Origin of the sequence: Pseudoalteromonas sp. P1-8 (assembly GCF_001399985.1) — a bacterium.
GTDB lineage: Bacteria > Pseudomonadota > Gammaproteobacteria > Enterobacterales > Alteromonadaceae > Pseudoalteromonas.
The window spans coordinates 758,578-781,945 of the sequence record NZ_LJSO01000001.1 but is presented as its reverse complement, the minus strand read 5'-3'; the positions used below and the strand labels follow the sequence as shown (position 1 = coordinate 781,945).

General features: G+C 40.2%; 24 protein-coding genes and 2 pseudogenes. 14 read left to right on the top strand and 12 right to left on the bottom strand.

Features of this window, described 5'->3' with window-relative positions; translation table 11 throughout:
• Window positions 1-14: 14 nt before the first annotated feature.
• The 6 genes and pseudogenes from dkgB to AN213_RS03440 form a co-directional block, all read right to left on the bottom strand.
• Window positions 15-821: pseudogene (gene dkgB, locus AN213_RS20340) on the bottom strand (2,5-didehydrogluconate reductase DkgB); the annotation flags it as partial.
• Window positions 822-830: 9 nt separating this feature from the next.
• On the bottom strand, window positions 831-1,733 hold the full coding sequence (locus tag AN213_RS03460) for a TIGR03571 family LLM class oxidoreductase (protein WP_055197411.1): 903 nt from the start codon (window positions 1,731-1,733) through the stop codon (window positions 831-833).
• A 169-nt stretch (window positions 1,734-1,902) separates the two neighbouring features.
• Window positions 1,903-3,105 carry a low temperature requirement protein A gene (locus AN213_RS03455; protein WP_055197409.1) on the bottom strand — a complete coding sequence of 401 codons (1,203 nt, stop codon included), beginning with the start codon at window positions 3,103-3,105 and terminating at the stop codon, window positions 1,903-1,905.
• 12 nt (window positions 3,106-3,117) lie between these two features.
• The gene (locus tag AN213_RS03450) at window positions 3,118-3,483 is read right to left on the bottom strand and encodes a hypothetical protein (RefSeq protein ID WP_054562616.1); all 366 of its coding nucleotides are present in this window, start codon (window positions 3,481-3,483) and stop codon (window positions 3,118-3,120) included.
• A gap of 9 nt (window positions 3,484-3,492) precedes the next feature.
• A complete protein-coding gene (locus tag AN213_RS03445; RefSeq protein WP_054562615.1) occupies window positions 3,493-4,041 on the bottom strand; it encodes a redoxin domain-containing protein in 549 nt (182 codons plus the stop codon).
• 9 nt (window positions 4,042-4,050) lie between these two features.
• Entirely contained in the window at window positions 4,051-4,632 is a 582-nt protein-coding gene (locus AN213_RS03440; RefSeq protein ID WP_055022048.1) for an NAD(P)H-dependent oxidoreductase, read from the bottom strand.
• A gap of 127 nt (window positions 4,633-4,759) precedes the next feature.
• Here AN213_RS03440 and AN213_RS03435 point away from each other — a divergent pair, with 127 nt between their 5' ends.
• Both AN213_RS03435 and AN213_RS03430 read left to right on the top strand, forming a co-directional pair.
• Entirely contained in the window at window positions 4,760-5,116 is a 357-nt protein-coding gene (locus tag AN213_RS03435; RefSeq protein ID WP_054553546.1) for a helix-turn-helix domain-containing protein, read from the top strand.
• Window positions 5,117-5,137: 21 nt separating this feature from the next.
• Window positions 5,138-5,590 (top strand): hypothetical protein, encoded by a 453-nt coding sequence (locus tag AN213_RS03430; RefSeq protein ID WP_055022047.1) that lies wholly within the window; start codon window positions 5,138-5,140, stop codon window positions 5,588-5,590.
• A gap of 44 nt (window positions 5,591-5,634) precedes the next feature.
• On the opposite strand, the gene AN213_RS03425 is transcribed toward AN213_RS03430, so the two are convergent.
• The 4 genes from AN213_RS03425 to AN213_RS03410 form a co-directional block, all read right to left on the bottom strand.
• Entirely contained in the window at window positions 5,635-6,696 is a 1,062-nt protein-coding gene (locus AN213_RS03425; protein WP_054562612.1) for an acyl-CoA desaturase, read from the bottom strand.
• On the bottom strand, window positions 6,693-7,736 hold the full coding sequence (locus tag AN213_RS03420) for a flavin reductase family protein (protein ID WP_082401615.1): 1,044 nt from the start codon (window positions 7,734-7,736) through the stop codon (window positions 6,693-6,695). Before AN213_RS03420 ends, AN213_RS03425 begins: the two co-directional genes overlap by 4 nt.
• A 414-nt stretch (window positions 7,737-8,150) precedes the next feature.
• Window positions 8,151-8,363, bottom strand: coding sequence for a DUF2061 domain-containing protein (locus tag AN213_RS03415; RefSeq protein ID WP_054562611.1), 213 nt, complete (start codon window positions 8,361-8,363; stop codon window positions 8,151-8,153).
• 362 nt (window positions 8,364-8,725) lie between these two features.
• Window positions 8,726-9,463 (bottom strand): DUF4198 domain-containing protein, encoded by a 738-nt coding sequence (locus tag AN213_RS03410; protein ID WP_055197407.1) that lies wholly within the window; start codon window positions 9,461-9,463, stop codon window positions 8,726-8,728.
• A 207-nt stretch (window positions 9,464-9,670) separates the two neighbouring features.
• Between AN213_RS03410 and AN213_RS03405 the strand changes: the two genes are divergently transcribed.
• The 9 genes and pseudogenes from AN213_RS03405 (at window position 9,671) to AN213_RS03360 (ending at window position 19,632) form a co-directional block, all read left to right on the top strand.
• Window positions 9,671-11,770 (top strand): TonB-dependent siderophore receptor, encoded by a 2,100-nt coding sequence (locus AN213_RS03405; RefSeq protein ID WP_055197404.1) that lies wholly within the window; start codon window positions 9,671-9,673, stop codon window positions 11,768-11,770.
• A 449-nt stretch (window positions 11,771-12,219) separates the two neighbouring features.
• Window positions 12,220-12,984: pseudogene (locus tag AN213_RS20550) on the top strand (PAS domain-containing protein); the annotation flags it as partial.
• Window positions 12,979-13,518 carry a methyl-accepting chemotaxis protein gene (locus tag AN213_RS20545; RefSeq protein WP_408002925.1) on the top strand — a complete coding sequence of 180 codons (540 nt, stop codon included), beginning with the start codon at window positions 12,979-12,981 and terminating at the stop codon, window positions 13,516-13,518. The pseudogene AN213_RS20550 and the gene AN213_RS20545, both read left to right, overlap by 6 nt.
• 463 nt (window positions 13,519-13,981) lie before the next feature.
• Entirely contained in the window at window positions 13,982-14,296 is a 315-nt protein-coding gene (locus tag AN213_RS03390) for a DUF6572 domain-containing protein (RefSeq protein WP_054562606.1), read from the top strand.
• A 102-nt stretch (window positions 14,297-14,398) separates the two neighbouring features.
• A complete protein-coding gene (locus AN213_RS03385) occupies window positions 14,399-14,728 on the top strand; it encodes a hypothetical protein (RefSeq protein ID WP_150114697.1) in 330 nt (109 codons plus the stop codon).
• Between the two features lie 527 nt (window positions 14,729-15,255).
• Complete coding sequence (locus AN213_RS03375; protein ID WP_055197394.1) at window positions 15,256-15,879, top strand: hypothetical protein; 624 nt, start codon at window positions 15,256-15,258, stop codon at window positions 15,877-15,879.
• A 556-nt stretch (window positions 15,880-16,435) separates the two neighbouring features.
• Window positions 16,436-16,690 (top strand): YfhL family 4Fe-4S dicluster ferredoxin, encoded by a 255-nt coding sequence (locus AN213_RS03370; RefSeq protein WP_054562570.1) that lies wholly within the window; start codon window positions 16,436-16,438, stop codon window positions 16,688-16,690.
• A gap of 108 nt (window positions 16,691-16,798) precedes the next feature.
• Window positions 16,799-18,118 carry a PAS domain-containing methyl-accepting chemotaxis protein gene (locus AN213_RS20540; RefSeq protein ID WP_055197392.1) on the top strand — a complete coding sequence of 440 codons (1,320 nt, stop codon included), beginning with the start codon at window positions 16,799-16,801 and terminating at the stop codon, window positions 18,116-18,118.
• Window positions 18,119-18,315: 197 nt separating this feature from the next.
• Window positions 18,316-19,632 (top strand): methyl-accepting chemotaxis protein, encoded by a 1,317-nt coding sequence (locus AN213_RS03360; RefSeq protein ID WP_054562568.1) that lies wholly within the window; start codon window positions 18,316-18,318, stop codon window positions 19,630-19,632.
• Between the two features lie 2 nt (window positions 19,633-19,634).
• Here AN213_RS03360 and AN213_RS03355 read toward each other — a convergent pair whose 3' ends face one another.
• Entirely contained in the window at window positions 19,635-19,886 is a 252-nt protein-coding gene (locus tag AN213_RS03355) for a TIGR03643 family protein (protein ID WP_055197390.1), read from the bottom strand.
• Between the two features lie 45 nt (window positions 19,887-19,931).
• On the bottom strand, window positions 19,932-20,816 hold the full coding sequence (locus tag AN213_RS03350; RefSeq protein ID WP_055197388.1) for a LysR family transcriptional regulator: 885 nt from the start codon (window positions 20,814-20,816) through the stop codon (window positions 19,932-19,934).
• Window positions 20,817-20,918: 102 nt separating this feature from the next.
• Between AN213_RS03350 and AN213_RS03345 the strand changes: the two genes are divergently transcribed.
• The 3 genes from AN213_RS03345 to AN213_RS03335 all read left to right on the top strand — a co-directional run bounded on the left by AN213_RS03345 (window position 20,919) and on the right by AN213_RS03335 (window position 23,355).
• Window positions 20,919-21,548, top strand: coding sequence for an NAD(P)-dependent oxidoreductase (locus AN213_RS03345; RefSeq protein ID WP_055197387.1), 630 nt, complete (start codon window positions 20,919-20,921; stop codon window positions 21,546-21,548).
• A gap of 68 nt (window positions 21,549-21,616) precedes the next feature.
• Complete coding sequence (locus AN213_RS03340) at window positions 21,617-22,639, top strand: kelch repeat-containing protein (RefSeq protein WP_055197385.1); 1,023 nt, start codon at window positions 21,617-21,619, stop codon at window positions 22,637-22,639.
• Complete coding sequence (locus AN213_RS03335) at window positions 22,636-23,355, top strand: Sir2 family NAD-dependent protein deacetylase (RefSeq protein WP_055197383.1); 720 nt, start codon at window positions 22,636-22,638, stop codon at window positions 23,353-23,355. The genes AN213_RS03340 and AN213_RS03335 overlap by 4 nt, the downstream gene beginning before the upstream one ends.
• Window positions 23,356-23,368: the final 13 nt, after the last annotated feature.

The following is a 23,368-nucleotide window of genomic DNA, read 5'->3' as shown; positions in this document are numbered from 1 at the left end:
TTTACTTCATCATGATCCCAATCAGGAGCAAAATCCGGGTTGGCTTGCCTGTCGCCGCAGCTAAGGGCATCAATTTGATTGATCTCGTCTTGGCTTAAGCTAAGCGAAAGGGCTTTTAAGTTGGTAGCCATATTTTCGCGTTTGGTCGATGACGGTATCGTCACCATATCATGAGCTAACTCCCAAGCAATGACCACTTCAGCGGTGCTCACTTGGTGTTTGTCTGCAATCGCTTTAATGGTTGGATCTTTAAGTACTTTACCTACCGCAAATGGCATATAGCCAGTAACGAGAATGTCGTTTTGCGCACAAAAATCACGTACTTTTTGGTTGGTTAGGTAGGGGTGAACTTCAACTTGATTGGTAAATAAGGCGCCTTTTGGCAAAATACTTAAGGCTTCTTCCATTTGTGCAATGGTAAAGTTTGAAACACCAATTTCTTTCGTTAAACCTAGCTCTTTTGCTGATTGTAACTCGGTTAAATACTCATGCATGCTTTCGCCATTGGCTGGGCTTGGCCAATGAATAAGCAGTAAGTCGACGTGATCTAGTTGTAGTTTAGTCAGGCTCTCTTTTACGCTGTTAATAAAGTCCGTTTTATTTAACTTATCATTCCATACTTTGGTGGTAATAAATAACTCACCACGTGCAACACCACTGTCTTTAATCGCTCGGCCAACAGCTTCTTCGTTACCGTAAATTTGCGCGGTGTCGATGTGTCTAAAGCCCTCTTCAATAGCTGTTAGCACACTTTGATATGCAACTTCGTCTTGTAATCTAAATGTACCAAAACCCAGTTTTGGCATAATTGATTGTGACATCATAACTCCTTAATTATGGAACTTGGGCAAAACATGTTCGCCGATGTGCTTTAATGCCCATTCGATGGGTAATTCGTTACGTCTAAAGTGCAGGCCAATGTGATTCACACCGGCATTTTTCATTGCCTTTAGCTCTGAGATGAGTCCTTTGACGCCTGTTTCAACCCCAAAACGGTGACGTTTTATAGGTGCATCAGGATCATCTAATAAATTTAAATGAATAAAACTAACGTACGGCTTATTACCTGCGACATCTCGCCACAAGGCGACACGCTTTTGATGATCATCTGGTGTGCCTGGGTAAGCAAGCCAGCCGTCCATGTTTTCGCCAACCCATTGAGGGCTTTGCTGAGCAAGACCTGCTACATAAAGTGGGAAATCTTTCACTTCTGGTAGTAGCTTTTGACCCGCTTCTAAAGGTCGCTTAGGGGCGCCTTTAAGTAGCGAAACAGATTCACGTAGTTGCTCACCACGGCTTGCAAAATCAATATCGAATAAAGGGTATTCAATGGGTCTATCACCACTGGCAACACCTAAAATTAGCCGATCATTACTTAGCGCTTGCACAGTATTTGCTGCCTTTTTAACAAGCCAAGGTTGGCGCAATGGCAATACAACCGCTGCGGTGCCAAGTAATATATTCTTGGTTTTAGCTGCTAAATAGCCAAGGTAGCTGAAAGTTTCATAAACTTGGGCAGCATCACCAAATTGAGGGTCATAAATCGGCACGTCGCGAACCCATGCCGCAACATAGCCAAGCTCATCAGCAAGTTGAATACGTGATTCATGGTTAGCTAAATCAGGGATCCCAAATGATTGATTTGATTGTTGTTTGAAATTTACCCAGTCATTATCAAGTGGAAGTTCAACACCAATTGAGAATGGCTTATGTGCTAATTTATCAAAACTCATTATGACTCCAAACTTTAAGGGGCATAGCTAAGCGAAACTTAACAATTTAATGCGGCCCTGAAAGTGATTTATGGTTAAGTAATGAGGATATTGTGGCGCTAATTTTTTTTGCGAAAAACAGCAAGGATTACAAAACACCTTTGTTGTTTTTGCAAAGGTGTTTTAATCTTTATGAATTAGCTTCTTCTTTTGAAAGGGTAAAGTATGCGCGAGTGACTGGGTAGGCAATTTGTGAAATCAGTGCTGTGCCCCAAAGTAAGTTGCCAATGAGCGAAGGCACATGGGGTAAAATAGGAATAGTAACCAAAGCGAGTATAACGCCAAACATTCTTACTTTAGCTGTTGCAAAACGATGCGCTACACGGTGTTCGATCATTAACTGGATCCACAATAAACTCAATAAGTAGCCTGCTAACCCTACACAGCCAATGACCCCATATTTAAGTGGGTAAGGTTGCCAAAACCCAGCTTTCACTTCGCCGGCGAGTGCAACGCCAACCATAACTGCACATAACATTAAAAATAGGTGTGCTAACCACCAACTTACGAGTGTCCATTTATGCTGATTTTTAGGTTTACCATTGCCAACAAAGTCAAAGTAAATCCAGCACTGCACAAATACTGCAATACCGCCAAACATAAAGTTAGCTAGTACAGAGGGGTCGACTTTATAAATTCCTTTTTCTGATAAAGTAATCACCAATTTAAAGAAACCTTCGCCTAAGACAATGAGCAGTAAAAGGGCAAAGCGCTCAGACATATGCCCAAGGCGTGGTAAAAAACGTTTATTTTCAAGTACACCAATTTTTGGAGCCATATATAAAACTTGGATAGCGGCAATCGCAGTGCCAAATACCCAATAACTATAGGGTGCAGGCATAAAAGCTGTGGTTGCGAAGATAATGGCAAGAGCAAAGTAGTTACGGCTCACACTGCGTGCTAATTTTGTTGATTCGATCCCTAATTGATTGGTGCGATGAAATAAATACGCTGTAATAAGTCGGTTAGCTGCATAGGCCAATGCAAAATATGTCCAGCCTTTGTCAAGTACATGGGGAATAGAGGCTGCCATAACCATGGCGGTGACAATTTGGCAGGCCATGATCAGCCGATGTTTTACATCTGTACTGACATAGAGTGAGTTAAAAACGCTGGAGTCAGCCCACGCGAACCATACGGTGATGAATAAACCTGCAAAAGTAAGAAAACCACTTAAATGTAAGTGGTCGCTTAAAAAATTACCTAGCAGAAAAATGATTACCACATGAATAAGGTCATAAAATAATTCAACCCAATGAACATGGTCATGTGAACTTTTTAAATCTAGGTGATGCTTAGGTAAGCGCCACATAGGGTGGTTTTCTAATGCCATAATTGCTCCTACCTATTTGCTCTCAACAATAATTGCAGTGATGGTGGTTTCACCTTCATTTTTGACTTGGTGAGTCCATGCGTCATGCCACATCACATAGCCATTGGGGATCTCAAGTGTTGTTTGTGACTCTTTTGTACTGATGGTTGCCTTACCACCTGTCTCAAAGTAGACAGTTTCAGCATTATGCTTATGCCAATTATCTTGCTCACCTGGTGCTAAAGTCATACGCAAAACAAGTACGTCACTGTTATCTAGCAATACTTCATAGTGATTAGGTGAAGCAATATGTGCATGGGGGAGTTGTGCTGAAAAGGCATGTGGCGAGCACATTATTATGCTCACCAAGCCAATCAGCAAAGTTGTAAATTTGCTCATGGCTACTCTCTACTTATGCATACCGCGAATTGGGTAGTTATTTTTTGGATCGCGTATCCAGTTAAGCCCACTTACCAAGGTTGCTAAATCAGGTCTTACAAATGGGTTATTAGAATAATCAACCACATGTACATTACCTTGCTCGTTAACCACAAACAGTGCAGGCTCTGCGAAAGGGTGATCTGTTTCTTGCGGTGAACGGGGATCAGATATGTAAGTACCTAATGTTTTCATTTGCTCTGTAGTCAAACCGTAAACAAGTGAAAATGACACTGATAACTGCTCTAAATGCGCTTCTAACTGCTCTTTGCTATCGCCTGAAACAGCAATTACATCAACACCCGTTTCTAATAGCGCAGCTTTGTACTGCTCGAGGCTGTTTAAATAGCGAGTACATAAAGGGCAATGCTTACCACGATAAACAACAACAAGCTGCCAGCTTGCACCGTGTTGAGGTTGACCAAGAACAGTCTTTTCACCATTCAAAAGTGCAGCACTAATACTAGGAAATGCACTGCCCGGATGGAGTTTATTGCTATAAACAGATTCGTTACTCATGAGTGTTCCTTAAAAGTTATCGTTTAAGTGTTTTTCAAAGCGCGCAAAGTCGCTCTCGATGTCTGCATTTTTCATCACGTCATAACAGGCGAAAGTAGGTAACGCTTGCATACCGAAAAATTTAAAGTTCATATGCATTGGGAAAACAAGGTCATCAACACTTTTACCTTCAAAAAAGTCAGCGGCATCTGCAAATGATTCTGCAGGTGCATTTAAGGTCAGCGACATCATATATTGAGTGTTATTTAAGGTGCCGCCTTTACCGTAATTGGCTTTTGGATTGTCTTGATGGCGACCATCACCATGGCAAAGCGCTCCACCCATACCCGCGGTGTACACTTCATCCATGTATTTTTTGAATGACCAAGTCATGCCCATCCAATTAATAGGTGATTGCAAAAAGACGATATCTGCCCATTGATGGTTCTCAAGTTCAGTTTCTACATCAAATTCGTCTTGTGTATTAACCACACGAGTTTGATAGCCTTTTGCTTGAAAAAAAGCGTCGGCTTTTTCGATTAAAGCAGCATTTAACTTACCTTCAGAAAAAGGGTAATAGTGATGTGCGTTAATAATTAATACGTTTTTCATAGTTGAGTATCCGTTTGCTAATTACTTTATCGTGTTCAAAATACATTCCGTGGTATATAATAGTAACCTAGGTTATTTAATCAACCAGTCACCTTTTTGTAACTAGGCTGAAAAACGCGAGGTTGTTTTGGAAAGTTCAGTAGAAACAGATAGTAAGGGTAGAAAAAAAGTTTTAAATGCTTGCATGGAGCCGTGTGCTATTGAAAAAGGCATGCGTTTGATTGGCGGTAAATGGACGGGCTCTATTATCTATCATTTAAAAGATGGCCCTGTGCGCTTTAATGATTTAACGCGCATGCTCGGTGGTGCAAGCAAAAAGATGATAGACCAGCGCCTAAAAGAGCTTGAAAGTAGAGCGATGATCACCCGTCATGTTATTAGCACCCGCCCGATAGCAGTGACCTATGAACTTACTGATTTTGGCCGCTCAGCACTGCATATACTCGATGAGTTACGGGTTTGGTCTGAATCGAATGAGATTTAATTAGCTTAGAGAGGGCAGGGAATGCATAAGGAACAATTTGGAGAGGTTGAATCAATTAAAAAGCCACCTCATTATGAGGCGATTCATCAACTTGCGCTTGATATTGTTAATGCTAACAATAAACAACAAGAGTGGGTGGCGTACAATCAAATAAAAGAAATCTGCGACAAGTTTGCAGGCACACCGCTTGATCATCCGTTTCAATGGGAAACGCTCGCTGACTTTACCTATCAAAAGCCAGAAGTTGCACTTAGCTATTATTTCAAAGCGCTAGAGCTAGCAACGTTACTCGAACTAGAGGATTATTTAGCGTCGATTAATTTTGCGATTGCAGAGAATTACCTAGAGAAAGCTGATAAGGCCCTAGCGCTAAACTTTGCCAATACAGCTTTAACTTTCACGGAACAAACAGCAGATGATGAATTACAGTTAGAAATTAACGAACTGATTCTCGAAGCTAATTCCTTGCCATAAAATTATTTATAAAAAAGCCAGCGCTATGCACTGGCGTTTATCAATTACGGAAAAGAGTAGCGCACAATTCGTTTTACGACAGAAAAGTACTGGCGAAAGAAGCCGCCGGTATTGTAGTGGATACCGTGTTCTTTAAAGATAGCTTGTACCTTAGGGGCAATTTCGCGGTAGCGTTTTGCGGGTAAATCGGGGAATAAGTGATGCTCTATTTGATAGCTCAAGTGCCCAGTCATTACATGAAACAGGTTACCGCCTTTGATATTTGATGAGCCCAACGCTTGGCGGTAATACCACTGACCTTGTGATTCATTTTCGCAGTCTTGCTGGTTAAATGTTTCAACTTCACCGGTAAAGTGCCCGCAAAAGATAATGGTTGAGGTCCACAGGTTACGTAATAAATTAGCCGCTAGGTTGCCCGCCAAAACCCACAAAAATAAAGGCCCAGCAATCAGTGGAAAGAGCAGGTAGTCTTTCACTAGCTGGCGCGCACCTTTACTAAAAAAGCGCTTTTTCAGTTCGCTGTGCGGTACTTTGTAATCGCGGTCATCTTTTTTCTTGCCAAAAAATACTCGCTCGGCTGCCATTTCATGGTACGACACTCCCCATTGGAACAGCACACTGAGTAATAGGTAAGTAACAAATTGCCATAGGTTTTTTACCCGCCAACGAAAGTCATTCGATAAGCGAAGTAATCCATAGCCAAAGTCGCGATCTTTACCAATAATATTGGTATAGGTGTGGTGCTCGTAGTTGTGAACACGGTTCCAACTAGCCCCATCGCACGCTATATCCCACTCGTAAGACTTTGAATTTATGTATTTATCATTCATCCAGTCGTATTGGCCATGCATCACATTGTGGCCAATTTCCATGTTATCGAGGATTTTTGCTGTGGTTAAACTAAGCACACCCACTAGCCATAAAACAGGCTGAATAAAGCCTAGCATTAATAAAACTCGGCCACCCCATTCAAACACTCGCTGGCAAACAATAACGCGGCGAATGTATTTTGCATCTTGCTCACCGAGTTTTGATTTTACATCTGCTTTAACGCTATCGAGTTGAGCTGCTAATTTTTCAAAATTGACTGTTTTTGTTGTGTTCATGCTGATAACTCCACGTCACTGACAGGTTGCGATATGCAAAGTTGAATTAATTGCTCTGAGCTATCAGAGAGCTCACCGGTACGAATATCACGCACGATGCCTTGCTTTTTAACGCATTGGCATTGATGGCAAATTCCCATACCACAGCCAACTGACACCGGTTGTTCATTCGCTTGTAAATGAGTCAGTAAGGTTTGTTGGTTATCAATAGTGAATGTTTTGCCCTGATGAGTGAGTGTTAGTTCGTGCTTATCAGAGGTTGCTAAAACAGCAGGGACTGCACTGAAATGCTCACTGTCGATAGGCGTATTTAATTGCTTAGCTAAAGCGGCTGCTTGCTTATACAAAGCTGCTGGGCCGCACACTAACCAGTGTTTATGCGCATTTGTTGTCAGCCATGTCGTCGCATCACCATCTTTGTTGCGCTCAAGTAAGTGATAATCAAAATTGCTCAGCGATTGCTTTAGTTGCTCAAGTTCATCTTTAAGCCAGTGGCTGTTCGGCTTTGCATAATAAAGCAGGGTTATAGTTTGTTTGCTATCAGCAGGTATTGATTTAAGCATGGCTATAAATGGCGTAATGCCTGAGCCACCGGCAAGCATGATTAAAGAACGCGCGGTATTTGGCATAACAAACTGGCCTTTAGGCTCAGAAATATTAAGCCATTGCCCTGGCCTCAAGTTTGTTAGCTTTGACGTAAATGCGCCGCTCTCTTGGCTGCGGATCAATAAACGAATTTGTCGCTGCTGCCTTGCCAGTTGTGGTTCGCTTGCGATGGTAAATACACGCGTTAGCAGTCGACCATTCGTTTGTATTGTTAACGCAATGTGCTGGCCTGCTTGATGAACTGGCCATGTTTTTTCTGGCTCAATAATCACCTCAACGCTTTGTTCAGCAAACACCTGTACATGTTTTACTTGTGCACGGAAGTAGCCTTCGCGCCAGCCAGGTTTAAAGCACTGAACCACCGGCTCCCAGTACCCAGCCCATGATTGATGATGCAGTAAATGTTTTGATAATGAATTTAATAACGCTCTCATTTTTCGCCTATAGCTTACAGGTGTACGCTCACTTGGCGTACGAGTGTAAGCTGAAACGCGATAATTGCAAGCCTAATTTGAGTATTAGCTCTAAATTGGAGGGCATTAGCTCGCTATTAAGAGTTTATATTTAATAAAATATAGTTAAATGGATTGCTATTTTTTCCTTTAAATTCATAGTTATATACTTATTTATTTAGCGTGGCTTGGCATGTATCTAAGGAGGGGAAGCCTTGCACTCTTTTACTAAGAATAATCAAAAGGCTCATTAATTTCGGTTATTAATTAAAAACAGTTTTAGCCGTTTTGGTCTGAAGCTCTGCCACCGGCTCTAGTGGCAAAGCTTAATTTACAGTTCGAGGTGTAATATGGGGATATTCGTTGGTTTGTGAGCCAATTTAATCTAGTTAATTCTTATGCAAACATTATCCCATCTGAATCTTGTTTAAAGTTATTCTGAGTTTCAACTTTACGCCACACTTTTTCGTGAAAGTAAAACGCAACAGTGTTTACAGCTGGCTCAACAATAGCAACCAAGCCACCAATTAAAAAACTACCGGTTAAAAAATAAGTCACTGCAAAAGCGATTGCGAAGTGCATCATTGCAAAAGTAACTGTCTTAATCATTTTGAATACCCTAACTCTCATAATTTGATGATTTTAGTATTGCTCATTATTGTTCATCTTTAAAATGGAATAAAAAGATTGTAGTGATTGATTAAATGGAATGGAGGGACTCGGTTTTACTTGTGAATTTTCAAGTTGAAATGTGCACCTTAACGTAGAAGTTTAGAACTGTTCGTAAACATGCTTTCTACTGTAATAATTAAACTTGTAATTTACAACAACACTAGGTGAGGCTTAAGTGCAGCGGAGGAGTAGCGTGCTACTCACTTATTTAAAGGGCCACTAAAAGTGCATAAGGGCCTAGACTTATTGTAAGTCTAGGCCCACAAAGTTTTGTTTGAATATAAGTAGCTAATTAAAAACTACTCTTCAGCATGGGGTAAAACAAATGAAAGTGTTGCTAAGTGCTCGGTCTTATCAAATACAGCGAGATTGGTACTTTTTTCATCATATATTGCGGCAACTACGTTTAAACCTTGATTACGTAGTGGCAATGTCACTACGCCTTCATGATTGCTTATCAGAGGCTTTTGATCTGGGTCGTTCACAATATCATTAATCACTTTAGCGCCTTGAACTGCCTTACCATTAAATATTATGCGATAACTAACCAATGCACCTTTTTGATCTGAAAAGCTCTCACCTATTGGGATAATTTGTAACTGTTGTTCTTTAAGTTGAGGAATTTCTGTAAGAGGGCCACGCAAGTGTACAGCATGTTTTTTTGTATGCTCGCTTAAAACTGCATCAGGGATTTGATCACGGCCACTAGCAAACCATTTACCATCTTTAGTTTTGCTCCATAAACCGTTATCTAGCATTCCTGTAACAGCATAAACCGTGTTATCGCTCAGTATCATCATATGTCCTGACTCAACAAGTTTTACACTTTGTTTTTGCCAATTTTTGTTATAGCCAGTAACTGTTTTAACTTTGTCTTGGCGCTTAACGGTGTCTAAATCTTGTGCGCCTTCACCATATATCAGTGCTAGTTGTGATGAGCGCTCAGCAAACCATATTGCATGTGCTTGTGTTTTTGCGGTGTAAATGCTGGAAATTGATATAGCTAATGTAATGCAGGCTAAAGTAACTTTGTTCATTTTTTTCTCTAAGTGTTTATAAATCGAGCGTTGATTTAAGTTTTTTAATTTCTGTTGTTTGCGAGGCTAGTTCTCGGCTGTTTAATTGTATATCATACTATAAATGATAAGTATTATTAATTGCGTATACAGATAATTGATAATGTAAGCCCTTACCTAATAACTACAAGCTTTATTGAATAACTACATTCATACCTGAGAGATAGAATGAACAGATACCAAAAATCAGCCCTTTCAATCATGATTAGCGCAATTTTTACATCTTCCGTATATGCCACTACAGAGCCATCAGACATAGAAAAAATATCTGTGTCGGGTGTAAGACAAGCTTTTCGTGGGGATGTTCCTTTAAATGAGCAGCCACAATCTGTCGAGTTTATTTCATCAGACACACTTCATGAGGCTGGTGTAACCACCTTAAGTGACATTTTCGATTTAACTCCAAGTATTTCAGAACAAAATGATTTTGGTGGTTTATGGGAAAGCTTCGCTATACGTGGTTTAGTGGGCGATGAGAATATTCCATCAGGCTTTTTAATTAACGGTTTCTCGTCTGGACGTAGCTTTAGCGGTGTTCGTGATACGAGTAATATTGATTATGTCGAAATCATGAAAGGAACTGGCTCTGCACTTTATGGACGCTCTGAGCCTGGCGGTACGATTAATATCATTACAAAAAAACCGCAGTTTGAACAACAAGGCTATGTAAAAGTGACAGCTGGTAGCTGGCAAAGTTATCGCGCAGAAGGCGACTATACTAACGCAATTACGGACCAAGTGGCCTTTAGAGTTAATGGTGCAGTTGAAGATAGTGAAGGTTTTAGAGACTACCATGAATCGGAAAAAACGGTATTAACACCTTCAATTTTATGGCTAATTTCAGATAAAACGAAGTTGAATTATGAGCTAGAGTACGTTGATCAAAGTTTAACTTTCGATCGAGGTATTGTTGCTGTAGATGGTAAAATTGATGCACTACCCATTGAAACTTTTTTAGGTGAGCCAAGTGATAAACCTACAGAAGTTAAGGCTATTTCTCATCAGCTTACCCTTGAGCATCAATTAGGAGAATGGTCGCTTCTAACAGGTATTAGTTATAGCGATTCAGAGTTTTTGAGCGAATCAAGTGATGCTGAGCTTGCTCCCAGTCGGCAAGTTTATTTTATTGATGGCGTGACACTGAGCAGACAACATAATCAACGTGACTTTCAAACTAACTATATGTCTGTACGTTCGGAGCTCAGCGGCAGTATAGAAGCTGCTGGTTTCACTCATCATCTTTTAATTGGTGCTGATGCTAGTAAGTTTGACTTTGATAAGGTTTGGTACAGATATCGCCCGACTCTCGAAGACACGAGTTACGCTATAAATATGTATGAGCCTGAATATGGTAAAACGGCGCCTGAAGGTTCACTGTTATTCGACACTACAGAAGTACAGAATAGCTATGGTATTTATATTCAAGACCAAGTCGACATCACTGAAAAATGGAAAATGCAAATTGGGGGTCGTTACGATTGGTTTGATCAAAGAATTGATAACCATAAAAACGTAACCCGTTCAGAGGCTGACAAAAGCACATTCAGCCCTCGAGCAGGTTTAGTGTATGCTCATTCTGAAGACCTACAATTTTATAGCAGTTACTCTGAAGGGTTTAGACCTAATAGCGGTTTCGATGCTGATGGAGAAGCATTTGAGCCTGAAGAGACAACCTCTATTGAAGTTGGAGTTAAGTTTAATACCGACATTGTTAGTGGTAGCTTTACAGTATTTAATGCGCAAAAGAGCAACATGCTAAGCACAGACTTACAAGCAGGTGTATCTAGGGCTCTAGGCGAGGTTACAAGTGATGGTGTTGAACTAGACTTACACGGTAATATTACTAGCCAAACTTCGTTTGATCTTGCATACACTTATACTGATGCCAAAACAGCAAAAGATACGGTTAATACCGATTGGTGGGTTAGTTTGCCAAAAGGTAGCCCTTTACTGAATATTCCAAAGCACAGTGCCAATGCACAAATTAAACGAGATCTTAGCGATTTAATCGATTCGAATTCAACGGTTGGTGTGTCTGTTCAATATGTTGGTGAACGTTTAGGTGAAGCGATTGATCCTACCTATTATTTACCTTCATATACCTTGGTAAATCTGTTTGCAAATTACCACGTTAATGATGATTTGAGCTTACAGTTTGTTGTAAATAACGTATTGGATAAAACTTATTACGCTAATTCATACTCTGCAATTTGGACTCAACCAGGTGAGCCATTAAATTATAAGGTTAGCTTAAAATATAATTTTTAAACTAGACCAAAATACAGCAGGCTAGAGCACTTAGCTCTTACTCATATTCATGAGTAAGAGCGCCGCTGAGACTGTTAGAGTTAAAAGTAAAACGAACCTTAGGGTTCGTTTTTTGTTTTATAAGTTGGTGGTTTTTTACTCAATAGACAGAGTTCACACTGAAAATACAAGAGAGGGAGTTGTACGCAAAAATACTTTCTATTGTGGTAATGCGAAAGCGTATTGCCAACGATAATATAAGGCTCTGAACTAGAAAAAGTGATCTTTTATAATCCTCCAGCAGTAAATAAGCTCTTTGTAAACTATGTTTGGAGCTTAGAGTTAACTTACATGGTTTCTAACTTCTCTTTGTACCCATTCATCTTAATGTACTATTAATAACCAATTATATTTGTATGATGATAAAAATTAGTCAAATCTTGAGTTCATAATCCAAAGGAACATACCTAATGTGGTTTACTAATCGCAAACTGTTATCCGAAAATATTTATTTAAAAGAGCTGGCTGCTGAATACGAAAACATAAAGCATGAGCTCAAAGAAGAGATGTTGTATTTTCTACTGAACAAAAATAGCACCATCATTGAAGTAAATGAGCGATTTGCAGCAGCGCTAGACCTTCAAGCGAATGATCTAATTGGTAAAAACTTAAATGATTTGCTCCTAAAAAAATCAATTAATAAACCCCACACACAAAAATTACTCTCGGCAATAAATAAGTTAAACCATTGGCACGGCGCCTTACAATTACAAACTAATACAGGTCGTGAACTATGGCTCAGGAGCATTTTACAACCAATAAATGGCGAACTTGCCGTGTATTCAGCTGAACTGACAAGAACCATATCTCAATCAAGAGAGAAAGAAGATATGCTTACTGCCCTCAGTCGCTCTTCTGCTGTGATTGAATTTAGCCTGGATGGCATAATACTCAATGCTAACGATAACTTTTTGAAAGCCATGGGGTACTCTCAAGATCAAATACTAGGAAAGCACCACAGTATGTTTTGTGATCCACATGAAGTTGAATCGAGTGCTTATAAACAGTTTTGGTCTGAGCTGAAGCAAGGGCGCTTTATTTCAGATCGTTTTAAAAGGATTGATAGCCACGGTAATGAGGTATGGCTTGAAGCCTCATATAACCCAATTCATGACGACAATGGTGATTTATATAAAGTTGCTAAGTTCGCGACTGTCATTACAGAACAAATGAAAAGAGAGCAAGCAATCTCACAGACTGCAGAGATTGCTTACGATATTTCAAAGCAAACAGACGCAGATGCAGAAAACGGTTTAGAAGTTGTTAAGCAAACAATATCAACGATGAAAGCCCTCTCTAAGAAACTCGAAACAGCCAGTGAAGGTATCAATAAATTAGATGTACAGTCAGCTAAAGTAGCTGACTTGGTCGATAGTATTAAAGGTATTGCAGACCAAACTAATCTTCTTGCTCTCAATGCTGCAATAGAAGCTGCAAGAGCTGGAGAGCAAGGACGCGGTTTTTCTGTTGTGGCTGATGAAGTAAGGCAGCTTGCTTCAAGAACGAGTGCCGCTACTGAGCAGATAATAGGTGTCGTGACTGAAAATAAAGTACTAACACAAGATGCGGTAACTCAAATTGAATCTAGTCTAGTAGAAGCAAAAGATGCATTAGAGTTATCTAATAGCGCAGGAAGTGTAATCGATGATATTCAAAAAGGTGCTAAAGAAGTGGTTGAGGCCGTCAGTCAATTTAAAACGAATCTTTAGTAAAGGGTTATCGAATAAAGGAGTAGTTGTTCAGGGGAAGATCACTATAAAATTATATTCACATGAAAGTTTAGGGTGTCTAATAAATGTATGAAAGGATTTTGAAAGGACTCTTGTTTGGCATATTAGGCTACACAAGTACTATGTTTGGAATGTCATATAGAAGTAGTGAGCAGTTCATTTTAGCTCAAAAACGCTGCTCAAATGGCATCTTAGAGTCTTGTTTATCAGATAGTGATAAAGCCACACTACTTGCTAGTTGGTCACCTTATAATTTGTACTATTTAATTGTTTTAATCATTAGCTTTGCAATACTAATATTGCTAGATGACATATTGAAATTTGTGTCACTTGCATATAGCAAGGCAAATCAAAAGCGATGACAAAACCAGTTGCTTTGCTCTTGCCTGACAAACCGCATGTCACAAAGACTTAAATATCACGTAACTTAAGGAATCTGAACATGGATGACCCTATTGAGAACTTAGATAAAATCGATATCGTTGGAGAAAGAAAAGATGGTGGTGTCGATTTGGTTATTGTATTGTCAAGTGCACTAAGGGATTGTGAGTATCACGAACAACTTCTGAAAACTAAGATTCAAAGCTATACGGATACTATCTTCTCCGATGAGTGGATATCCAAGTATGGTCAGGGTAATAGCGATATTTATATCAAAGCCCAAGTAATGCCTGAACAAGAAATTATTAATCTAATAGGTGCAATTAAAAAACACCTAAAGGAATTCAATATTGATTTGTGGTTGGAAGTTGCATAACAAATTAAAGCTGCATATTGCTATAGCCTTTTCGCATTCCGAATAAGCAGAAAAATATGTAGCTCGCACTATCAAATTATTATGCATCTAGGGACAGACCAAATGGACGCAGACATTGAACTTAATATCAGCTTCAGATTCTTGGCTCTATCAGAAGAGTTAGTAAGCGAAGCTAAATTAAGCCTTAAAGTCTCATCTTGTAGACCAAACAAAAAGCTAGGTGGTTATGTTGTATGTATTCCTCTGACTCAATCTTCTCTGGTATCGATAACAAGTTTTGTGACATCAAATAATATAAAAATAGAAAATACAGATATCTTCATTTCGTTTGCTACTGAATATGACTCTAGGATCTTAAAGTTACCAAGCCTTATTGCAAAGGCTTCTGTTTATATTGGTTCACCAGTTACTCTTTCTCATACGGTAGTTTAGGTGAAGTTCAAATCTCACTCACTTCGTTCGGTAGAACAAACAAGCAGCTTCGTTCCGTATTATAATTCAAGAGTATAAACGTGGTTGCTTTAAATCACCATTTGGGTAAAAGTAGCCCTAACAATCTAATAAACAAGGACAAAAAACAGTTTGCTGTTTTGGCTCCTCAACATTTAGCAAACAATTTTTAGCCCCTTATCGGAGCGTTGATACTTATGGAAGATTTCTGCACTTGTCTCGAAAATTAAAGTTTGTAACTGCAATATCACAGATGACTGAAAATGGTGCCCCCATTCATGGCGGGTTTAATCATTTCAGAGGTGAGGCTATATTCACGTCCACTATGAATACGTGTTATTTCGAAGACAAAACTCTCGTTAAGGTCAAAGGCGGAGGTTTAAATGGTAGCAACTATAAATGCTCTAATTCTGGTGAGTTTTACAGAGTAATGAAATTTGATAGGCTGTAATAAACACGTATATAAAAAAATTATGTCGCCCGTAAGCTGATTGGGGCAAAAGGAAAGTATGAAGTTTGTTTTTAAGTTTATTGGGTTGATTTGGACTATTTCTTTCCTTTCATTTTTTGTTCTATTTATCTACGTTGGAAGTGGAGGTGAAATACCTCCTTTAGCTCAAGAGTATGTGATCTACTTTCAGGCAGTTTTATCGTCTTTTCTCACTTCAAACTGGTTTTATGTTGTTTTTGTAGTTGGTTGGTTTGGAGTTTGTTATGGACTAGGAAAAGAAAGTGGTTGGCAAAGCTTAGCTAAAAGGTACAGAAAAAATAATGACTGTGATTTAGAAGAAAGCTTCCGAATTGGAAGTGGGTATATTGGTAAAATACGACATAACGGAATCTTAAAGGTTGCAGCAAATAACAGGGGGCTTTATTTAAGAGTGCTTTTTCCCTTTAAGTTTGGTCATAAAAACCTGTTTATTCCCTGGCAAGAAGTCTCGGCTGTTACATTACAAAGTGGTTTATTTTCAGAAAATACTCCGAGCTTTCTCAAGCGTATGGCTAAACCGGTTTCAAAAACTGAGTACTTAAATATTCAACTACATGAGTTCCCAAAGCAGCGTTTAACTATTCAAAGTTCTGAACAATTACTTCGCTATATTCCAAAAACCTTTAGAGGTAGTGCTGAGTGAATGGTTGATAAATGACCGTCTCGGTCACTCATTAGTGCTCGTTGGGACAAAAACACGCAGGCTCCCTTCGCTCCCTTTCGTATTATAGCCTGCGTATTTGTGTGGACTTCCCAGAGATTACCCTACGCTCTGTAAGTGAAATAGAAGAGTATTCTTTTAAAAAAATACATAACAAGCCGCTAAATACTTATTTTCACTACCTGGCTAAAATTTATAAATCTTAGCCACTTCGCGCCTACAACAGGCTCGCGGAGCATTACGATTAAATCCTCTATCGCACTTTTGTCCATAAACGAATTATGTTCATACCGAAATCCTACTTAGTTACCATAAAACTTCTCACTTATTTCATCACATAGCTTGGTTCGGTGGATAAATCCACTCCATTACTACTGTAATATCGGATTAGAGAATCTAAACCACTTTTAAATTTGATCTAGATCAAAGAAACTTCATTCGTAGCAATCTATATTACGCGGCTGCAATTTTCGTTGCTTTTTGAAATCTAGATTAGCTTTTAAAGGCAATACTCCATCATCGTGCTTAAAGGTGTGTCATGGCATTACTCATCAATAACAAATGTATTAACTGCGACATGTGTGATCCAGAGTGCCCGAATGAAGCTATTTATATGGGCGCGAAAATATATCAAATAGACCCAAATAAATGCACTGAGTGTGTAGGGCATTATGATAACCCGACTTGTGTGAGTGTGTGTCCTATTGATTGCATTAAGCCAGATCCAAATCATCGTGAAACTTTAGATGAACTGGCTGAGAAATACGTTAAATTGACCTCCCAAGCTTCTTAGTTAAATCACTTTCCTTAATTCTTTTTGCTTATCTTAAAGTAGCGCCCTGCGATAATTGTTCTACAATTTTATGAACAACAACACGTTAATAAAAAATCAGGGCGTTTTATGTGGTTTAGTAAATCCTTACAGGCTGAAATTGATACGTTAAAAGCTGAGCTTTATCCGCTAAAAGATCTCACTTCGGGTATTGATGAAGAGATGTTGGTGCTTAGGCTGCGTGCAGATGGCACGATGGCTTATATTAACCAGAACTTTTTAGATGAATTAGGCTACTCGCACAACCAGTTAATTGACTCGCCCTTCCAAGATATTATTACTGAACAATCTCGAAATACTGACCAGTTTGTAGAGCTAAAAAACGCCATTGAAAATCAACAGCATGGAGTAGGGCACTTACAAATAACTCGCTATGATGGCAAGCTTGAGTGGCTCCGTTTGATTGCACACCCGGTACACACAGAGCAAGGCGAACTTAATTACTTTGCTATTTACGGCACTGTGCTTACCGATGCAATTTCTACTTCTCGTGAACAGCGCGATACTATTAATGCCATCTATCGCTCAATGGCGGTTATTGAGTTTGACTTAGAGGGTAAGGTTATTAACGCAAATGAACCGTTTTTAGAGAGCATGGGTTATAAGAGAGAGGAGATAGTAGGTAAGCACCACAGTATGTTTTGTGAGCCTGAACTTGCTGAGTCAGCAGAGTATGAGAAGTTTTGGCAGCGCTTAAAGCGTGGTGAGTTTGTTGTTGATCGGTTTAAACGTGTTGACCGTCATGGCAATGAAGTGTGGCTTGAAGCTTCATACAACCCCATTTCAAATGATTTTGGTGAGCTTTACAAAGTGATGAAGTTTGCCACTGTGATCACTGAGCAAGTTAATCGTGAACAGGCAATTTCTCAAGCGGCCGAAATTGCGTATGGCACATCAACCGAGACCGATAAACTGGCTCAACAAGGGGCTGAGGTGTTACAAAACACCATGACGGTGATGAATGAATTAGCCCAGCAGATGGAGCAAGCAGCCCAAGAGATTTCAGCACTTGATAAACAGTCACAGCAAATTGCAGCCATTGTGCAAAGTATAAGTAGCATTGCGGAGCAAACGAACTTGCTGGCGCTAAACGCAGCAATTGAAGCTGCTCGTGCCGGTGAGCAAGGGCGAGGTTTTGCGGTGGTGGCTGATGAAGTCAGACAGCTTGCTTCAAGAACATCAAAAGCCACCGAAGAAATTGTTGAAGTGGTAAATAATAATCAGTCACTTACGCAAAATACAGTAAAGGTTATTGAGCAAGGTAAGGTGAAAGCTGAGCAAGGCGTGTCTTTATCAAATGAGTCTGGTCAAGTGATGGAAGACATACAACACGGTGCGCAGCAAGTGGTTGATGCAGTTGGGCAATTTGCAAACCAACTGAATCACTGACAAAAAGCCTACTCAGTTAGGCTTTTATAATGCTATTTAATTAAATCATTTCTTATTTTGCCTCAAGAAACTTCCTATTGTTTTGAAAGCCAGTATTCATCCAACTTTTTTACGCTAAAATCATTTGGCGGTACAGAAGTTAGTAGTTCTTATCGAGCTACTCTGTGATGATTTTGGTATTAAAGGTGGGATGATTTATGTTTTTTACCCAACCATTGAAAGAAAGGATAGCTCAGTTAGAAGATGAATTGTTTCGTGTATCTCAAGTGAAAGATACATTAGATAATAGAATGTTTACGCTGGAACTCGATAGGGAAGGTCATATCACGTTTGCCAATACGCAAGTATTAGCAGAACTCGGCTTTACAGAAGCACAACTAATAGGAAAACCTCTGCTTGATTTGGTGCCTAGCAGCGCCAAAGACGCAAAGCATTATCTTCATTTTAAACGAGCTATTTTAGATAAATCAGCTTGGGTCGGTGCTGTTCAACTTTTAAATACGCAGGGCCAGCATGTTTGGTTAAGAGTATTTTTCCATCCAATTTTAAATAAACAGCAGGGCTTTGAAAAGTTTGATCTTCACGCCAGTGTACTGACCCGAACAATTGAAACATCGCAAGAAAATAAAGACTTAGTGAAAGCAATTAATCGGTCTATGGCGGTTATTGAGTTTGATTTAGATGGCCATGTTTTAAAAGCGAATGAGCAATTTCTAGCGGGGGTTGGTTATACAAAAGACGAAATTATCGGTAAACATCACCGTATGTTTTGTGAACCAGCTGAAGCAAACTCAACTGGCTATGCTGAGTTTTGGCAGAAATTACAAAAAGGCCAATTTATCTCGTCACGATTTAAGCGGGTGAATAAATTTGGTGAATCCATTTGGTTGGAGGCGACTTACAATCCGGTTTTTAACGAGCAAGATGTGCTTTATAAAGTCGTTAAGTTTGCCACCGTCATCACCGAACAAGTGAATCTAGAAATGGCTGTGTCTCAAGCGGCGGATATTGCCTACAGCACATCCACTGAAACCGATAAAGCAGCAAAACAAGGTGCCACCGTTTTAGATGAAATGGTTCATGTAATGGACGATTTAGCGAAGCAAATGGAACAAGCTGCAGCTGAAATGGCTGAGCTCGATAAGCAATCGCAACATATTTCTGCCATCGTACAAAGTATTAGTAGTATTGCAGATCAAACAAACTTACTGGCGCTTAATGCTGCCATTGAGGCGGCTCGTGCAGGTGATCAAGGCCGAGGCTTTGCGGTGGTGGCTGATGAAGTAAGACAACTTGCTTTAAGAACCTCTAATTCGACAGTCGAGATTGTTGATGTTGTAAAACAAAATAGGTCATTGACTAAACAAACGGTTGAAGTTATCGAATTAGGAAAAGCAAAAGCTGAACAAGGTTTTAAACTTGCTTCAGAGTCTGGTAGCGTGATGAGCGACATTCAACATGGCGCTCGAAAAGTGGTAGATGCGGTTGGGCAGTTTTCACAAAAGATAAAATAACTTTATCTATGTTTATATTGGGTTTTACAGTAACCACGGGTTATATCTGGATGGCGTATTTTTAAGTGTTTGGTTTGCCTACCCGCTGCGCGTTTTCGCCAAAGTTTAAAACTCGAGCTTGTTAATTGCTCACGCATTAGCGCGATAACGCTTTTTTCATTTAAGCCAAACTGTTGGTTTATTGCTTCAAACGGGGTTCTATCTTCCCACGCCATCTCTATGATGCGTGATATTTCATGATCTAAGTGCTGCATTACGGCTCCTTTTTGTAGCTTATACGTATTTGCAGCAGGTTTAGATTATAAAATATCGTGTTGCCAGTGCTCTGCTAAAAAGTCGATGAACGCTCTGGCCACATTTTGTTGGAAGTTACGTGATAAATACACTGCCCATAAGTGAGAGCCCATAGTAGTATGCTCAGGCAGTACTTTAACAAGCTCACCTGATGCCAAATAGTCATTGGCGAGATCACATGGTAGGTGAGCTACCCCGATTCCTTGTTTCGCTGCTTTTAAAAGCACCCCCATATCGTTGGCAACAATGTTGCCCTTAACCGTGACTTTTTGTGTGTTGTCGTCGTGTTGAAATTGCCAAATAGTGTGTTTGTTATGAACAAGGCAATTATGTGCGGTTAAGTCACTCGGCTCATTAATCGGTGGGTTCGCAGCTAAATAATCGTTAGAAGCACATACTGCGGTTGCGATATACATTAGCTTACGGGCAATATGACCTTCATCGGGCTGGTGGATGTAACGCAAAGCGATATCAACGCGGTCATCAACCAGCTGCGATAAACTATCTGAAAGTAACAGTTCAAAGCGCGTCTGAGGATGGCGCTTGGTGAATACTTCAATGGCATCAAACAGTTTATGTTGGCCAAGCCCAATCGGAGAGGCAACTCGAATGGTACCTACCAATTCATTGTTATGGCTGTGTGCTCGGCTTTGTAAATCAGACACTTGATTTAATATTTGCTGGCAATAGCTAAGGGCTTCTTCGCCTTGAATTGTTAAACTCACTTTGCGTGTTGTGCGATGAAACAACCTTAAATTTAGCCACTTTTCTATATCTTGAATATGTCTAGAAACTTGTAATCGGCTTAAACCTAAATGCTCTGCAGCCTGAGTAAAGCTGCCGGTACGGGCAACCTCGACAAAGCTAGTAATTGAATTGAGTTTATCCATTGGTATCTTCAAGTGAAACAATGTGTATCTATATAGTGTATTTATCAGTAATTAGTGAACAAGTAAACTGCAATCATTGAAACAAACAACGGAGAATTCCTCATGAAATTAGCAGTTATTGGCGCAACAGGTTGGATTGGCAGCCACATTACTTCAGAAGCAATCGCACGTGGTCATCAGTTAATTGCATTAGTTAGAGACGCAAGTAAAGTAACCCAAGATAACGTTACTGTGACTGAATTTGATTTAACTAAAGACGATATCGCAACTGCAGCTGCAGGTAGTGATGTTGTTATTGCTGCAATTGGTGGTCGTGCTTTAGGTAACCATGAAATTGTGGCAAATACAGCAAAACAATTACTAAACGCACTTGCAGGTACTAACACACGTATTTTATGGGTGGGCGGTGCAGGTAGCTTAGAAGTCGCACCCGGTGTAACACTGGTATCAAGCCCAGATTTTCCTACTGAATACAAAGCAGAAGCCATAGCTCAAGGTGAGGCACTTGATGTGTTTAGAGCCTCAAAAGTAGATACAGCTTGGACTTTTGTATCACCAGCTGCGGTCATTTACCCTGGTGAGTCAGAAGGCCCGTACCGTGTTGGTGGCGACAGCTTCTTTACTGATGCAAAAGGCGAAAGCAAAATATCAGTCACTGATTATGCTAAAGCGATGCTTGATGAAGCACAATCGGCAGCTCATTTAAATCAACGTATTAGTATTGCTTACTAATAGCGAGCCTTTCTTCAGGCTCATAAAATGGTATTCTTAAACTATGTGTTAAGTTACCTATTTAATTTATGAGCCTGTTATTTTCTATTGCACTTGCAACCATACCTGCCTTACCTGAACCCGTCGCGAACAATGCTGTTGCCAAAGTTGTTATTGATGAACAAGCCTACTTTTTAAGTTTTATGGGCTTGAGCTCAGGCAAAGCACATACAGATGTTCACAATAAAGTGTGGGTCCTTAAAGTGGGCGATAAGGCGTGGCAAGCAGCTAAAGCCGTACCAAGTACGTTGCCCCTTACTGGCCGTTTGGCGAGTACCGCAGTGGGTGTGGGTAAGCATGCCTATGTATTTGGTGGGTATACCGTTAGCGCCGATCATCAAGAAATCTCTACACCCGATGTATATCGCTATGATGTGCTCTCTAATTCATATACGCAACTTGCCAATATGCCAGTGCCGGTGGATGACAGTGTAGCGCTTTCGTACCAGCAGCGTTATATCTATTTAGTCAGTGGTTGGCATAACGATGGGAATGTAAACCTTGTACAAGTGTATGATACGCATACAGATACTTGGCAACAGGCTTCGCCATTTTTAGGTCAACCGGTGTTTGGCCAAGCGGCGGCAATTAGTGGGAACACTATATTGGTGTGTGATGGCGTTAAAACACAGGCGAATGCTGATAAACGTCGTTCTTTCGCTGCGGTTGCACAGTGTTTAAAAGGTACGATTGATGCAAATAACCCATTAAAGATAGATTGGCGTACCGTGCCACACCCAACAGGTGTTGCCCATTACCGTATGGCAGCAACCAGTTTTAATGGAGACATTTATATGATGGGCGGCTCTGATAACCCATATAACTACAATGGTATGGGGTATGATGGTAAACCAGCGCCAGCGAGTGATCATGTTTGGCGCTTTGATGTTGATAAAAACACGTGGCATGTAATGCCAAAAGCCGATACCGCGAGCATGGATCATCGAGGTTTATTAGAGCACCAAGGAAGCTTGTATCGTCTTGGTGGAATGGATAATAATCAACAAGTGACAGCCGATGCACTTGGTTACAAGGTAAAGTTATCTCTATGAATACACTCTATATTACTGGGGCGGGTGTGAGTGCCGCTAGCGGTATACCGACCTTTCGTGGCGAAGATGGTTATTGGACCATTGGCAGCAAAAATTATACGCCGATGGAAATGGCAACACGTGCTATGTACGAAAATAATCCCCGCGAATTTTTAGTTTGGTATTATCATCGTTTTGCAACCTATCGCCATCACGGTCCCAATCAAGTGCATCATTGGTTGAGTGATAAAAATCTCATTACGCAAAATATCGATGGCCTTGATGGTAAAGCAGGTAACACCGATTTTATTGCTATTCATGGTCGCTTAGATCAAATGACACTGTTTCACCATCAAGGTGACGATGTGATGGCTTTTAACGCGCCGTGGGACAAAGTCAACGAAGACAACCTCCACAACTCCTTGCTTGAGGTGTTCAATATTGATAATGAAAGCCCCAAGCTTAACGAATCGTTTAAGCCTTACGTGTTGTTATTTGACGAATACTACACTGAGCTTTATCGAATCTCTGAGGCGCAACAGCGTATGCTCGATGCCGATAGAATCGTCTTTATCGGCACCTCGTTTAGCGTCAATATAACGCAAATGGCACTCGATATTGCACGCAGTCAAGGCACGCCAATTGAGGTGGTTGACCCGGATCCTACTCATGTATTTCATCCTAATGTGACATACCACAAGATGACTGCGCTTGAGTATGTTCAGCAGCAAGGGTAAAAATAAGGCGCTT